Annotated in this window: 13 protein-coding genes; 5 read left to right on the top strand and 8 right to left on the bottom strand. The window is 70.9% G+C overall.

Features of this window, described 5'->3' with window-relative positions; all coding sequences use genetic code 11:
- Positions 1 to 214: 214 nt before the first annotated feature.
- Together AC3FMM_RS20865 and AC3FMM_RS20860 are read right to left on the bottom strand one after the other, a co-directional pair.
- A complete protein-coding gene (locus AC3FMM_RS20865) occupies positions 215 to 1,087 on the bottom strand; it encodes an NAD-dependent protein deacetylase (RefSeq protein ID WP_326346525.1) in 873 nt (290 codons plus the stop codon).
- 11 nt (positions 1,088 to 1,098) lie between these two features.
- Positions 1,099 to 1,320 (bottom strand): oxidoreductase-like domain-containing protein, encoded by a 222-nt coding sequence (locus tag AC3FMM_RS20860; RefSeq protein WP_488687390.1) that lies wholly within the window; start codon positions 1,318 to 1,320, stop codon positions 1,099 to 1,101.
- Between the two features lie 248 nt (positions 1,321 to 1,568).
- On the opposite strand from AC3FMM_RS20860, the gene AC3FMM_RS20855 reads away from it, so the two are divergent.
- From AC3FMM_RS20855 to AC3FMM_RS20840, 4 genes are all read left to right on the top strand, one after another.
- Positions 1,569 to 3,866 (top strand): patatin-like phospholipase family protein, encoded by a 2,298-nt coding sequence (locus AC3FMM_RS20855; protein ID WP_116313747.1) that lies wholly within the window; start codon positions 1,569 to 1,571, stop codon positions 3,864 to 3,866.
- Between the two features lie 238 nt (positions 3,867 to 4,104).
- Complete coding sequence (locus AC3FMM_RS20850) at positions 4,105 to 4,539, top strand: YeeE/YedE family protein (protein WP_473704213.1); 435 nt, start codon at positions 4,105 to 4,107, stop codon at positions 4,537 to 4,539.
- A 3-nt stretch (positions 4,540 to 4,542) separates the two neighbouring features.
- Complete coding sequence (locus tag AC3FMM_RS20845) at positions 4,543 to 4,968, top strand: DUF6691 family protein (RefSeq protein ID WP_115714151.1); 426 nt, start codon at positions 4,543 to 4,545, stop codon at positions 4,966 to 4,968.
- A gap of 94 nt (positions 4,969 to 5,062) precedes the next feature.
- Positions 5,063 to 5,911 (top strand): IclR family transcriptional regulator domain-containing protein, encoded by an 849-nt coding sequence (locus AC3FMM_RS20840; RefSeq protein WP_115682036.1) that lies wholly within the window; start codon positions 5,063 to 5,065, stop codon positions 5,909 to 5,911.
- Positions 5,912 to 5,936: 25 nt separating this feature from the next.
- Here the strand turns inward: AC3FMM_RS20840 and AC3FMM_RS20835 are convergent, their stop codons facing one another.
- The 3 genes from AC3FMM_RS20835 to AC3FMM_RS20825 form a co-directional block, all read right to left on the bottom strand.
- Complete coding sequence (locus tag AC3FMM_RS20835; RefSeq protein ID WP_473704212.1) at positions 5,937 to 7,112, bottom strand: NAD(P)/FAD-dependent oxidoreductase; 1,176 nt, start codon at positions 7,110 to 7,112, stop codon at positions 5,937 to 5,939.
- Positions 7,113 to 7,196: 84 nt separating this feature from the next.
- On the bottom strand, positions 7,197 to 7,949 hold the full coding sequence (locus tag AC3FMM_RS20830) for a flagellar brake protein (RefSeq protein ID WP_240991383.1): 753 nt from the start codon (positions 7,947 to 7,949) through the stop codon (positions 7,197 to 7,199).
- A gap of 208 nt (positions 7,950 to 8,157) precedes the next feature.
- On the bottom strand, positions 8,158 to 9,039 hold the full coding sequence (locus AC3FMM_RS20825) for a LysR family transcriptional regulator (RefSeq protein ID WP_116313744.1): 882 nt from the start codon (positions 9,037 to 9,039) through the stop codon (positions 8,158 to 8,160).
- 132 nt (positions 9,040 to 9,171) lie between these two features.
- On the opposite strand from AC3FMM_RS20825, the gene AC3FMM_RS20820 reads away from it, so the two are divergent.
- Positions 9,172 to 9,795: a LysE family transporter gene (locus tag AC3FMM_RS20820; protein WP_488687389.1), complete on the top strand. Its 624-nt coding sequence runs from the start codon at positions 9,172 to 9,174 to the stop codon at positions 9,793 to 9,795.
- Here the strand turns inward: AC3FMM_RS20820 and thpR are convergent.
- The 3 genes from thpR to AC3FMM_RS20805 are packed head-to-tail and all read right to left on the bottom strand — an operon-like array spanning position 9,779 to position 12,355.
- Positions 9,779 to 10,360, bottom strand: a complete 582-nt coding sequence (thpR, locus tag AC3FMM_RS20815; protein ID WP_116313743.1) for an RNA 2',3'-cyclic phosphodiesterase — start codon at positions 10,358 to 10,360, stop codon at positions 9,779 to 9,781. The two genes, AC3FMM_RS20820 and thpR, sit on opposite strands and share 17 nt — an antisense overlap.
- A gap of 16 nt (positions 10,361 to 10,376) precedes the next feature.
- Positions 10,377 to 10,877, bottom strand: coding sequence for a methylated-DNA--[protein]-cysteine S-methyltransferase (locus AC3FMM_RS20810; RefSeq protein ID WP_115682042.1), 501 nt, complete (start codon positions 10,875 to 10,877; stop codon positions 10,377 to 10,379).
- The gene (locus AC3FMM_RS20805) at positions 10,874 to 12,355 is read right to left on the bottom strand and encodes an AlkA N-terminal domain-containing protein (RefSeq protein ID WP_115714157.1); all 1,482 of its coding nucleotides are present in this window, start codon (positions 12,353 to 12,355) and stop codon (positions 10,874 to 10,876) included. The genes AC3FMM_RS20810 and AC3FMM_RS20805 overlap by 4 nt, the downstream gene beginning before the upstream one ends.
- Positions 12,356 to 12,459 lie beyond the last annotated feature (104 nt).

Here is a 12,459-nt window from a genome sequence, read left to right as displayed (position 1 = left end):
GGCGGCGGGTGCGCACCGCCGGAGAACAGCGGCGGCGGCGCGACAGATGTGAACGCAGGCTGGCGACGCGGGCACGGCAACGCGCGGCCCGGAGGCGCGGCGATGACGGGGCGTTGGCGGTCTGCGGTCATGGTGGGAAGCGGAAGCCTTGAAGAAAGATCGACCGGCGTCGATCAAAGTGGTGTGGCGATGCTATGCCTGGACGGCGCTCGCGTCAACGGGATCCTGCCGTGTCCTGCTCCAGCCGCGACACCAGCGCCTGCAGCGCCGGCGCGCAACCGGCCTCGACCTTCAGCGCCAGCATGGCGTCGGCACGCGTGGTGCCCAGGTTGAGCGCGGCCACCGGCTTGCCCATCTGGCCGGCCCAGACGCAGAAGCGGTAGCCCGAATAAACCATCAGCGACGATCCCACCACCAGCATCGCATCCGCGCCGGCCAGTGCCGCGCGCGCGGCGTCGACACGCGTGCGCGGCACGGATTCGCCGAAGAACACCACGTCGGGCTTGAGGATGCCGCCGCAATGGCTGCAATCGGGCACCTGGAACTGCGCGAACAGCGGCGATTCGAAATGCACGTCGCCGTCGGCGGCGGGCGGCGCGATCACGTCGCGCAGCGCGGCGTTGCGGGACACCAGCCAGTCCTGCAGGGCGGCGCGGTCGTGGCTGGCGCCGCAGTCCAGGCAGATGGCGCTGGCCAGGCTGCCGTGCAATTCGATCACGTCCTGGCTGCCGGCGCGCTGGTGCAAGCCGTCGACATTCTGCGTGACCAGCGCCGTCATCCGGCCCTGCGCGCCGAGCCGCGCCAGCGCGTGGTGGGCATAGTTGGGCCGCGCCTGCCCCGCCAGCGGCCAGCCGAGCATGCTGCGCGCCCAGTAGCGCTGACGCCCGGCGTGCGAGCCGAGAAAGGCCTGCAGCGTGATCGGCGGGGAGCGTTGCCACTGGCCACGCGCGTCGCGGTAACCGGGAATGCCGGAATCGGTGCTGATGCCGGCGCCGGTCAGCACGAACAGGCGCGGGTGGCGCTGCACGAAATCGAACAGCGCCGCCCCGGCTGCCGGGGAGGGCTGCGATGGCTGCGATGGCTGCATGGCCGGGACGCTCAGGTGTGTGCTCTGGCCGGATCCTCGGCATGGCGCGCTTCCCATGCCCGCAGCGCCTCGCGGTAGCGGTCCAGCTCCTGGTAGTAGTAATCGAAGATGCAGGGATCGCAGCCGGAGCCGCAGCACTCGCCATCGGCGGGCCGCTCCGGCGGCTCCGGGCGGGGGTCGTCAGGGGTAAGCGTGGAACCGGCGACGGGAACTTCGGGAGACACTTGAGACACTTGCAGATCGCGCGCGCGGCGCCATGGCAGACCAGCCCCCAGTATATTCCGGCGCGCTCGCCGGCGTCCGGCGGCCCCGCCGCCCCACCTGGCAGCGCCCGGAGCCGATCTGAATGCTTCCGAGCCGCGTGTTGAATTGTTTTTGCGCACGGCGCGGCGCGGCGCCCGCACAACACGTTTTGCCGGAAGATAGCCGGACTTCCCCCACGGCAACCGGCCTGGTGGCGGATTGCGACCCTGATCGAGCCATGAAGGCAGCTCCACACCATTGCTTGCGCCGCGCCGGCATGATGCGCCTGCTTGCCGCCATCGCGCTGGGCGCCGGCGCCGCGACGGCCGCGGAGCCCCCGGCGCCCGGCCACGACGCCGGCGCTGCCGCGGACCTTGCCGCCGCTGCGGGCGCGCCGCCCGCCGCGGCCGGCCGCCCCCGCATCTGCCTGGTGCTGTCGGGCGGCGGCGCGCGCGGCGCCGCGCATATCGGCGTGATCAAGGTGCTGGAGGCGATGCGTATTCCGGTCGACTGCATCGCCGGCACCAGCATGGGCTCGCTGGTCGGGGGCGCCTACGCTACCGGCATGGGGCCTGCTGAAATGGAACAGTTGGTCAGCGGCCTGAGCACCAACAAGCTGTTCAAGGAACGGCCGCCGCGCCAGGACCTGTCCGTGCGGCGCAAGCAGGACGACTTCACCAACCTGTTCACGCCGGAGATCGGCTTGCAGGCAAGTGGCGTGCTGCTGCCGAAGGGCGCGGTCTCCGGCGTGCAGCTGGAGACAGTGCTGCGCCAACTGGCCAGGACCCCGGGCTACCGCGATTTCGACCGCTTGCCGATCCCGTACCGGGCGGTGGCGACGGATCTGGTGGCGGGCACGGCGGTGGTGTTCAGCGAGGGCGAGCTGGCCAACGTGATGCGCGCCAGCATGTCGGTGCCGGGGGCGGTGGCCCCGGCGGAATACGAGGGCCGGCTGCTGGTCGACGGCGGGCTGACCGACAACCTGCCGGTGGGCGTGGCGCGCAGCATGGGCGCCGATATCGTCATCGCCGTGAACCTGGGCACGCCACTGATGAAGCGCGAGGCGCTGACCTCGGTGATCGGCGTGACCGGCCAGATGCTCAACATCCTGACCGAGCAGAACGTGCGCGCCTCACTGGCCTCGCTGCGGCCCACCGACGTGCTGATCGAGCCCGCGCTGGGCGACTTTTCCGCGACCGACTTCGACCACCTGGCGACCACCATCCCGATCGGCGAGGCCGCCGCGCGCAAGGTCGCCGACCGCCTCGCGCCGCTGGCGCTGCCGCCGGCGCAGTATGCCGAGCTGCGCGCGGCCCAGCAGGCGGTGCAGCCGCCTGACACCCGCCCCGTCGACGAAATCCGGCTGGCGCCGTTGCATCGCGTCAATCCCGACTATGCCAGGGCGGTGATGCAGACCCGCCCGGGCGAGCCGATCGACCAGGCCGCGCTGGACCAGGACATGCGCCGCCTGTTCGGCACCGGCGACTTCGAGCACGTCAACTACGGCATCCTGGAAGAACCGGGCCGGCGCGTGCTGACGGTCAATGCCGTGGAAAAATCGTGGGGCCCCGACTACCTGCGCTTCGGGCTGGGACTGAGTTCGGACTTCCGCGGCGATGCGTACTTCAACCTGGTCGGCAGCTACCGGCGCACCTGGCTCAATGCGCTGGGGGCGGAATGGCGCACCGACGCACAGGCGGGGCAGACCTCGGCGCTGAGCAGCGAGTTCTACCAGCCGCTGGATACGCGCCAGTTCTTCTTCATCGCCCCGCGCATCGAGCTGGAACGGCGCCCGGTCAATGTGTTCCAGGGCAGCACGCGCATCGCCACCTACGACGTGCGCCGCTTCGACCTGGCGCTCGACGTCGGCAGCCAGTTCACCAAGTACGGCGAGCTGCGCGTCGGGGTGCAGGCCGGCTCGGAGCACGCCACGCTCAGCACCGGCCCGGCGTCGCTGGCGCCGGGTCCGGGCAGCATCCGGCGCGGGGCCATCACTGGGCGGCTGTTTTTCGACCAGCTCGACAGCGTGGATTTCCCCCGCTTCGGCTATGCGGGCGGGGTGCGGATCTACGCCTCGCAACCGGGGCTCGGAGCCGACCAGACCTATATCAAGGCGCAGGCCGACGGCATCTATGCCCATTCGTTCGGCGACCATACGCTGTCGTTCGGCTTCAAGGTCGGCGGCAACCCCGGCGGCAAGCCGCTGCCGAACTACGACCAGTTCCAGTGGGGCGGCTTCCTGCAGCAGTCCGGCTACGCGACCGGGCAGCTGATGGGCGCCAACATGCAGTTTGCGCGGCTGGTGTACTACAACAAGCTGGCGCGGCAGACCCTGCTGCAGGGCGTCTACGCCGGCTTCTCGCTGGAGGCTGGCCGCGTGGGGGATCCGCTGGTGCCGGGCAGCCCGACCGGGCTGCTCAAGTCCGGCTCGCTGTTCCTGGCGCTCGACAGCCCGCTCGGGCCGCTGTACCTGGCCTATGGCCGCGCGGCGGCCGGCGTGTTCAGCTTCTACCTGTATCTGGGCAAACCGTTCTGACGCGGCGCGGCAATGTGCGCCTGCCGTACCCCTCCAAAGTTGTATGTAATGTCTTAATTCAAATGTCTATACTTTTCCCTGTCACCAAGACCCCCTCTTGAATGACAACCTTCCCCGGTCGCCGCTTCCCCAGCGGCGACTTTTTTATGGGCGCCTGGCCGACCTTGGCGCGCCTATAATCCCTGCCTTGGGCTGCACTTGCGGCCGTTCTCCGCGCCAGCTTCCGCGCGCACCCTTGATGCAGATCGACTTCCAGCATTTCACGCCGTGGCTTTCGCTCGCCGGCGGGCTTGTCATCGGCCTTGCGACGGCGCTGATGATGCTCGGCCTGGGCCGCATCGCCGGCATCAGCGGCATCGTCGGCGGCGTGCTGCGGTTGCCGCAAGGCGACACCGCATGGCGCGCCGCCTTTGTCATCGGGCTGCTGCTGTCGCCATGGCTGGCCTTCGCGTTCGATGCCATGCCCGCGGCGCGCATCGACGCGGGCTGGACCGAGGTGCTGGTGGCCGGGCTGCTGGTCGGCGTGGGCACGCGCTACGCCGGCGGCTGCACCAGCGGCCACGGCGTGTGCGGCCTGTCGCGCGGTTCGGTGCGTTCGCTGGCGGCTACCGTGACCTTCATGGCGGCCGGCTTCCTGACGGTGCTCGTGCAGCGCCACGTACTGGGAGGCTGAACCATGGGCACGTTGCTGGCGTTGCTGGCCGGACTGGTGTTCGGCATTGGCCTGATCCTCTCCGGCATGGCCAACCCGGCCAAGGTGCTGGGCTTTCTCGACCTCGCGGGAATGTGGGACCCGTCGCTTGCCTTCGTCATGGCCGGCGCGATCGGGGTCGGCGTGGTGGCTTTTGCGCTGGCACGCCGGCGCCAGCGCTCTTGGCTTGGGCTGCCGATGCAGTGGCCGGCGCTGGCCGCGGTCACGCCGCGCCTGCTGCTGGGCAGTGCCGCCTTCGGAACCGGCTGGGGCCTGGCCGGCTTTTGCCCGGGCCCCGCGCTGGTCGCGCTGGGTGCGGGTTACGCCAAGGCGTGGGGCTTTGTCGCGGCGATGCTCGCGGGCATGGCACTGTTCGAGGTGGCGGAAGCGGTGACCCGGCGTCGCCGATGACGCAGTGCAGCATGCAAGCAATGCTGGCCCGCGGCGCCGGAGCGGTTTAACATTGCGCGATTATCGAACGACCGTAGACCACTCCCAGCCTCCCATGGATGTCCTCCGCCCCATCGGTCTTGGCCATGCCCAGGCCGACACCGTCCGCGTTGCCCGGCCCCAGGCCGACCTGCTCGGCAGCTTTGCCGGCGATCCCAATTTCATGCTGTCGCTGGCGCGCGGGCTGACCGTGCTGGAAGCGTTTTCCGAGCGCAAGCGCCCGCTGACGATCTCGCAGGTGGCACAGCGCACCCAGCTCTCGCGCGCGTCGGTGCGGCGCTGCCTGTACACGCTGGAACAGCTCGGCTATGTCAGCCAGCAGGACGGGCAGTTCGCGCTGCGCCCGCGCGTGCTGCACCTGGGGCACGCGTATTTCTCGTCGACCTCGCTGGTGTCGCTGGCGCAGCCGATCCTGGACAACCTGAGCGCGCGCATCCACGAGACCTGCACGCTGGCGATCCTGGACGGCACCGACATCCTGTACCTGGTGCGCTCCGAGGTGCAGCGCGTGCTGAACTATTCGCTCGGCATGGGCAGCCGCCTGCCGGCCTACTGCACCTCGAACGGCCGGCTGCTGCTGGCGCACCAGCCCGCAACCGTGCTGGACGGCTTTTTCGAGCATGCCGAACTGCGCCCGCGCACGCTGCAGACCAAGGTTTCGCGGCAGGAACTGGAAGCCTGCTTCGAGCGTGCCCGCGAAGTGGACTATGTGATCGTCGATGAAGAGCTGGAGCCCGGCCTGCGCGCCATGGCCGTGCCGGTGCGCTCGGCCTCGGGCATCGTGCTGGCGGGGCTGAGCGTGAGCGTGCGCGCCGCGCGCGTTTCCGAAGCGGACATGATCACGCGGCTGCTGGCGCCGATGCGCGAGGCCGCCGCGGCGATTGGCCGGATGATCGGCTCCTGATCCTGCCGCTGGCCGGCGCCAGGGCTTACCAACCCGCCTGTGCGCGCAGCCGCGCGGGACTGAGCATGGCGGCGGTCACGCCATGGTCAGCGATATGCGCCGGCAGCGGCCGGCCCTGCGCCAGCGCGGCGCAGGCCTCACCCATCGCCGCCGAGGTCTGGATGCCATAGCCGCCTTGCGCGGCCACCCAGAAGAAACCTTCCGCCTCGGGATCGAATCCGCCCACCAGGTCGCCGTCGGCAACGAACGAGCGCAGTCCGGCCCAGGTGCGCGCGGGGCGGCGGATCGTCAGCGTGGTGGCGGCCTCGATCTGGTGGATGCCCGTGGCGATGTCCAGCTCCTCGGGCTGCACGTCGTGCGGCGGCACCGGGTCGGCGTTGGCCGGCGAGCCGAGCAGCATGCCGGCATCGGGCTTGACGTACCAGGTCTCGTCGAAGCCGTAGAACATCGGCCAGCGCGAGACCTCGATGCCATCGGGCGGGGCAAAGACGAAGGCCGAACGCCGGCACGGCTGCAGCCCCACCGGCGCCACGCCCGCGCGCGCCGCCACCACGTCGCACCACGCGCCCGCCGCGTTGACCAGCACCGGCGCGCGGTAGATGCCGGCGCCGGCATGGACGTGCCACAAGCCGTCGCGCCGCTCGATCACGCCGGCCTCGGCGCCGCAGGCGATCACCCCGCCGTGATGGCGCACGCCGCGCAGGTAGCCCTGATGCAAGGCATGCACGTCCATGTCGGCGGCATCGGGCTCCAGCACCGCGCCCAGCACCAGTTCCGGCCGCAGCACCGGCACCAGCGCGCACGCGCCGGCCTGGTCCAGCCGCTGCGCCCGTGCGCCCATGCCGGCCAGCACCTGCCAGTGCGCGTCGAGCTGGTCCTGTTCGCCCGGGCGCGCCAGCATCATGGCGCCGCGCGGCGACAGTACGGGATGGTCGGCAAACCCCGTGGGCGGGGCATCGAGGAAGGCGCGGCTGGCCATGGTCAGGCCGCGCACCTGCGGCGTGCCGTAGCTTTCCAGGTAGAGCGCGGCCGAACGGCCGGTGGCGTGGTAGCCCGGCTGCGCCTCGCGCTCGAGCACGATCACGCTGGCCGCGCGCGCCAGCCAGTACGCCACCGAGGCCCCGGCAATGCCGGCCCCGATGACTAGGTAGTCAGCCGAAAACTGCTTGCCGCCGGCCGGAGCCGGGTCGCTGTGGACCATTGCCGTGTGCCTCCCGTGTCATGCGAACTGGCGGGCAATGTAGCGTAAACCGGTCGCGTACTGCGCCGGGTCGGAGGCGGCGCCTCAGCCGCGGTGCGCCAGCTCGAGCGAGAACACCAGCCGCTGCAGGAAGTTTTCCATGCGCCCGTCCGGATTGACGAAGGCGCAGCCGAAGTGGTGGATGGCGCTGTCGTCGTGCCCCACCAGCCAGTGGCCGACCACCTGCATGTCCACCTCCAGCTTGCCCAGCTCGCGGAAGTCCAGCCGACACTTCGCCACCGTGGTGCCAACCGGCAGGCGCTCGGCGGTGACGGTCCTGGAGCGCAGGCCCACGCCGGAAAGCGACAGGTCGGCGATATCGAGGCCCAGCACGGTCTTGTCCGGCATCGGCATCTCGCAGCGGTAGCCCTTGGTCACCAGCGTGCGCGCGCGGAAATGGCGGCGGCGCTGGAAGTGATAGAGCTTGTCCGGAAACTCGACCACGAAGGCGGGGCCGTCTTCATAGCGCGTGGCCGCCGGCTGGCCCACCACGAAGTTGACCGGCACGCCGCGCAGCAGCCCGGAGAACGCGTTCTCTTCGGAAGTCATCAGCGACATCCGTTCGGGCTCGGCATTGCACCAGTCGAACACGAAGGTGCGGTTGACCGGGTCGACATGCAGGATCGAGGTGACGAACTGGTGCGCGGTGCGGGTGCGCACGCTCAGCATGCACTTCTGCCACGCCAGGTCGCGCAGCACCGTGCCGATCTGCGAGTTGTGGGTCAGGCGATAGCGCTCGTCCGCCGGGTCGGCTTCGGCATCGTGATCGGCGGGCCCGGGGGCGTCGTGCTGGTTCATAGGTTCACGCAACATCTGGAGGGGCTGGGAGCGACGGCCATGGCACAGCCGCGGACCAGCCGTGAGCCCGTCGGCGGCACCGGCCTGCCGGCCGCGCGCCGCATGTTAAGCGCCTGCACCATAGGCCGGCAAGACCGATGATCTCACTTCGGCAAATCTGTGGCAGAACTTGAGGACAGACTTCCGGGGGGTAGCGCTTGCGTGCCTTTCAGGCCTGCAGCGGTGGTGCGAGCGTGGCGTGCGCGCACTCGCGCAGCCATGCCAGCAGGGCCAGCCGGCGCGTGTCGTGCTCGAACGGCGCGGGCGACAGCAGGTGGTAGGCCGAGCCGTCGGCCGCAAACCCGAACGGCGCCGCCAGCCGGCCGTCGGCGATCTCGTCGGCAGCCATCAGCTGCGAAGCCATGGCCCAGCCCAGGCCCGCCGCCGCGGCCTGCAGGCTCAGATAGAAATGCTCGTACCAGGCGTCGCCGTCCAGGCGCAGCCGGCCCGCGTCATCGGGGCACGCCGCCTGCCAGCGCTGCCAGGCCTGCGGCCGCGTGCGCGTATGCAATCGCACCGGCGCCACCGCCGCACCCTCGGCCGACTGTGGCCGGCACACCGGGCCCACGCGCTCCTGCACCACCTCGCGCGCATGCCAGCGGACGTCGAAGGCAAAGTCGTTGCGCCGCAGCGCCAGGTCGGCGCCGCTGCGCGCAAAGTCGATCGGCCCGCCCGCCGCCATCAGGTGCAGCGGAATGTCGGGATGGCGCGCGGCAAAACGCGGCAGCCGCGGGATCAGCCAGCGCATGGCGATGGTCGGCTCGCACGACAGCACCAGCGCCCGCTCCGCGGGCTGTGTGCGGATGCGCGCGGCGGCGGCGGCCAGACCCTCCATCGACTGCGTCGCCGCCGCAAACAGCGAGCGCCCCGCCTCGGTCAGGAAAACGCCGCGGTTGCGCCGCTCGAACAAGGCCACGCCAAGCGTGTCCTCCAGCTGCCGGATCTGCCGGCTGACCGCGCCATGGGTCAGGTGCAGCTCCTGCGCCGCGCGGGCAAAGCTCTCATGGCGCGCCGCGGCCTCGAAGAATCGGATCCATCCCAGCCAGTGCATCGGTCAGTTTTTCTCACGGAATCGCGCGAGTATATATCGGTTGTGTGGGCCTTTAGCGGCACGCAGAATTGGGTACGCTTCGACCCCCACGAGTGGGGATCGGCCGGAAAACACAACATATCCTGACGCAACATGCCCCCTCTCGCCGAATCCCTGGCGGTCGCCACGGTGACCGTGCTGGCCGTGATCAGTCCCGGCCCCGACTTCGCCATGGTCACCCGCAACAGCTACCTGTACGGCCGCCGTGCCGGCTTGCTCAGTGCAGCCGGCATCGCCCTGGGCGTGCAGGTGCATGTGCTCTATACGATGTTCGGGGTATCGCTGCTGATGACGCACGCGCATGGCGTGCTGACGGTGGTGAAGGCGCTGGGCGCCGTCTATCTGGTCTGGATCGGCCTGCAGACGCTGCGCAGGCGCGACGCGCTGACGGTAGACCTGCGCGGCGGCCGCGCGCTGGCCCCGCTGGCGGCGCTGCGCATGGGCCTGCTGACCAATGCGTTGAACCCGAAGACCACGCTGTTCGTCGTCAGCACCTACACCCAGGTGGTGGACGTCCACACCCCGGTACCGGTGCAATGGGCCTATGGCGGATTCATGTCGGTGGCGCACCTGGCGTGGTTCAGCGTGGTGGCGTGGGTGTTCACCGCGCCGGCGCTGCGCGCGGCCATGCTGCGGCGCCAGCGGCTGCTGGACCGCGCCATCGGCTCGGCCCTGTGCGGGCTGGGCATGGCGCTGGGCTTCAGCAACCTGGCGTAGGGCCTTGCGCCGTCAGCGGCCAGGCCTGGCGCAGCAAGTGTTGCGGGCCCTGCGGACCGAGCCGGCTTTCGAACAACACCAGCCGCGCGACGCGCCACGGCGCGCTGGCCAGGGTGCGGTGCGCATCGAGCCACGCGCGCAGCGCGCTCTCGGGCACGGTCGGCTTGCAGCGGGCCAGGGTCACGTGCGGATGGAAGCGCCGCCGCTCCGGCGGGAAGCCGGCGGCTTGCGCCAGTGCCTCGCCTACCTCGGCGTGCATGGCGCGCAGCGCGTCCAGTCCAGGACCGGGCGCGAGGCCGGCCCATAGCACCGATCCCGGGCCGCTGCGAAAGCGCCCGGTGCCGTACGCCTGCAGCGTGAACGCAGGGGTGCGCAGCATCGCGAGCGCGGCAGCGAGCTTTTCGACGGCCTGTGCCGCCTCGCCCAGGCCTTCGCCGAGGAAGTGCAGGGTCAGGTGGACCTGGGCCGGTGTCGCGGCGCGCACGCCGGGCACGGCAGGAAGCGTCGACAACAGCCCCACCGCCTGTGCGGGCGGCACTTCCACCGCGATGAACAGGCGTGCCATCGCTGCGTGGCCGGCTTCAGCCCGTCGCGGCAGCGATGCCCTCGCGCCGCAGCAGGGCGCGCTTGCGCTCGATGCCGCCGGCATAGCCGGTCAGCGCGCCGGCGCTGCCCAGCACGCGATGGCAGGGCACGATCACCGACAGCGGGTTGCGGCCGACCGCGCCGCCCACGGCGCGTGCATGCGTGGGCGGCAGCCCGAGCGTGCGCGCCAGTTCGCCGTACGAAGCGGTGACGCCGCACGGGATCTCCAGCAGCGCCTGCCACACTCGCTGCTGGAACGGGCTGCCGGCAAAGCGCACCGGCACGGTAAAGGTGTCGCGGCGGCCGGCAAAATACTCGGCCAGCTCGGCGGCGGCCCGGTCCAGCACCGCGGCGTCGGCCGCAGGCACGTCGCGGCTGTCGGCAATGCCGGCGGGATGGTACTTCTGTCCCGCGAAGAAGAGGCCGGTCAGGTGCCCGTCGCGCGCGCGCAGCAGCACGGTGCCCAGCGGGCTGTCGATATGACGATAGCTGGTCATGGGAGGGTCTCCGGTTGCGCCGCGGCCGGCGGCGTGTCCTTCATCGTTTCATAGCGGTGCCACAGGTGGATTGCGGCGTAGGCCCGCCACGGCGCCCATTGCGCAGTGCGTTCGTGCATCGCGCGCACGGTGCTGACGCCCAACACCTTGCGCAGCGCATAGTCGGTGCCGGGGAAGGCATCGGGCCAGCCCAGCGCGCGCATGGCGACATACTGCGCGGTCCAGTCGCCGATGCCGTCGATCCCGCGCAGCGCCGCCACCGCCTGCTCCGGCGCCGCATGCGGGTCGAGCACCAGCGTGCCGTCGGCGACGCGGCGGGAAAGCGCCTGTAGCGTGCGGGCCTTGCCTGGCGACACGCCCGCCTGGCGCAGCGCAGCCTCGGGCAACGCCGCCAGCGCGGCCGCGCTCGGGAAGGTGTAGCGCAAGCCGTCAGGCGGCGCGCCGTCCAGCGCCTGCCCCGCGCACTGTGCCAGCGCGGCCAGGATGCGCCGTGCCTGCACCACCGAAATCACCTGCCCGACCACCGCGCGCACCGCGATCTCGAAGCCGTCGACGCAGCCAGGCAGGCGCACGCCCGGCATCGCCTCGGCCAGGTCGCCCAGGTGCCGGTCCACCACGTCGGGGCGGCAGCCCAGGTCGCACAGCCGGCGCACCTTGCCCAGCGCTTGCGGAATCACGCGCGCCAGCGACGCCGACAGGGTCACGCGCAGCACCAGCCGGCGCGGCACATGCTCGATGCGGACCCAGCCGAGGTGGGCGCTGCCACCGGCTTCGACGCGCAAGGTGCGGAGGTAGGCGCCATCGCGGATGGCTTCGATGCCGTCGACCGCGCGCGTGGCCAGGAAGCGCAGCCATGCGTCCCAGGCAAAGGGCGGCCGGTAGCCGAGCTCGAACACCAGCCGGTCGGCCACGCCCTCGGCGGCACGCCGGCGCAGCGCCAGCGGCGTCAGGCCGTAGCGGGTCTTCAGCACATCATTGAAGCGGCGCACGCTGCCGAAGCCCGCCGCCAGCGCCACGTCCGTCACCGGCAGCGCGGTATCGGCCAGCAGCCGCTTGGCCAGCAGCAGGCGCTGGGTCTGCGCGTACTCCAGCACCGACACGCCAAACTGCGCGTCGAACAGCCGCCGCAGGTGGCGCTCGGTCACGCCGATGCGCGCCGCCAGCGCGGCCACGCTGCCGTCGGCCATGAAGCCTTCGTCGATCAGCGTGGCGGCGGCCTGCGCCAGCCGGCCGGAAATATCGGCCAGGCCATGCCCCGGCGCCAGTTCCGGGCGGCAGCGCAGGCACGGGCGAAAGCCATGCTTCTCGGCCGCGGCGGCGCTTTCATAGAACGAGCAGTTCTCGCGCTTGGGAGTGCGTACCGCGCACACGGGGCGGCAATACACGCCGGTCGACGAGACGCCCACGAAGAAGCGCCCGTCGAAGCGGCGGTCGTGCGAGGCCACGGCCTTGTAGCAGGTGTCGGGATCGAGGTTCATGACGGCATGCTACCGCCAGATGCCGGCGCGCATCCGCTGCTTTCGGACATTTCCCTCTGGCGCGCGGGGATCGGTTGGGGCACAGTTGCCCTGCCCTTATCTTT

Source organism: Cupriavidus sp. 207A1, assembly GCF_057798955.1.
The sequence above is the reverse complement of the archived record's forward strand: the minus strand, read 5'-3'. Positions and strand labels throughout refer to the sequence as shown.

What these genes read in the sequence shown, in the direction of transcription:
- AC3FMM_RS20805 (WP_115714157.1), bottom strand. Translation starts at nt 12,355, where the DNA reads ATGAACCTCGATCCCGACACCTGCTACAAGGCCGTGGCCTCGCACGAC.
- AC3FMM_RS20850 (WP_473704213.1), top strand. Translation starts at nt 4,105, where the DNA reads ATGCAGATCGACTTCCAGCATTTCACGCCGTGGCTTTCGCTCGCCGGC.
- AC3FMM_RS20865 (WP_326346525.1), bottom strand. Translation starts at nt 1,087, where the DNA reads ATGCAGCCATCGCAGCCATCGCAGCCCTCCCCGGCAGCCGGGGCGGCG.
- AC3FMM_RS20825 (WP_116313744.1), bottom strand. Translation starts at nt 9,039, where the DNA reads ATGCACTGGCTGGGATGGATCCGATTCTTCGAGGCCGCGGCGCGCCAT.
- AC3FMM_RS20855 (WP_116313747.1), top strand. Translation starts at nt 1,569, where the DNA reads ATGAAGGCAGCTCCACACCATTGCTTGCGCCGCGCCGGCATGATGCGC.
- AC3FMM_RS20830 (WP_240991383.1), bottom strand. Translation starts at nt 7,949, where the DNA reads ATGAACCAGCACGACGCCCCCGGGCCCGCCGATCACGATGCCGAAGCC.
- AC3FMM_RS20835 (WP_473704212.1), bottom strand. Translation starts at nt 7,112, where the DNA reads ATGGTCCACAGCGACCCGGCTCCGGCCGGCGGCAAGCAGTTTTCGGCT.
- AC3FMM_RS20810 (WP_115682042.1), bottom strand. Translation starts at nt 10,877, where the DNA reads ATGACCAGCTATCGTCATATCGACAGCCCGCTGGGCACCGTGCTGCTG.
- AC3FMM_RS20845 (WP_115714151.1), top strand. Translation starts at nt 4,543, where the DNA reads ATGGGCACGTTGCTGGCGTTGCTGGCCGGACTGGTGTTCGGCATTGGC.
- AC3FMM_RS20820 (WP_488687389.1), top strand. Translation starts at nt 9,172, where the DNA reads ATGCCCCCTCTCGCCGAATCCCTGGCGGTCGCCACGGTGACCGTGCTG.
- AC3FMM_RS20840 (WP_115682036.1), top strand. Translation starts at nt 5,063, where the DNA reads ATGGATGTCCTCCGCCCCATCGGTCTTGGCCATGCCCAGGCCGACACC.
- thpR (WP_116313743.1), bottom strand. Translation starts at nt 10,360, where the DNA reads ATGGCACGCCTGTTCATCGCGGTGGAAGTGCCGCCCGCACAGGCGGTG.